The sequence below is a fragment of the Candidatus Thermoplasmatota archaeon genome (assembly GCA_022848865.1).
Lineage (GTDB): Archaea > Thermoplasmatota > Thermoplasmata > RBG-16-68-12 > JAGMCJ01 > JAGMCJ01.
Genome location: JAJISE010000124.1, coordinates 1 through 538, shown reverse-complemented (window position 1 = coordinate 538; position 538 = coordinate 1). Strand labels below are relative to the sequence as shown.

General features: G+C 55.0%; 1 rRNA gene. It reads right to left on the bottom strand.

The features are described from left to right. Window positions 1–538 (bottom strand): 23S ribosomal RNA (locus tag LN415_09995); the annotation flags it as partial.

Sequence of the window (538 nt, the reverse complement as noted above, 5' to 3'; positions counted from 1 at the left end):
CCTATCGGACAACCGGTACACCAGAGGCGCCGACAACCTGTTCCTCTCGTACTGAGGTCACCTTACCCTCAGGCACCCAACACTCCCGAAAGATAGCATCTGACCTGTCTCACGACGGTCTAAACCCAGCTCACGTTCCCTTTTAATGGGCGAACAACCCCACCTTTGGACGCTGCTGCACGTCCGGGATGGGAAGAACCGACAGCGAGGTAGCAAACCGCGGGGTCGATATGGACTCTTGCCCGCGACAACTCAGTTATCCCCAGGGTAGTTTTTCTGTTATACCGGACCCTCATCAAGGGGGTACCGGTGTTCGCTAAGCCCTTCTTTCGAACTTGCGATCCGTGCTGTTGGGATCACAATCAAGCCAGCTTTTGCCTTTGCACTCTACGGTGGATTTCTGACCCACCTGAGCTGACCTTAGGGCTCCCCTGATACTTTTTCAGGGGAGTGCCGCCCCAGCCGAACTGCCCACCAACCGATGTCCTTCCTTGCAGAAGTTAGGGATACAGTTACAGAAGGGTGGTGTCTCATTGAT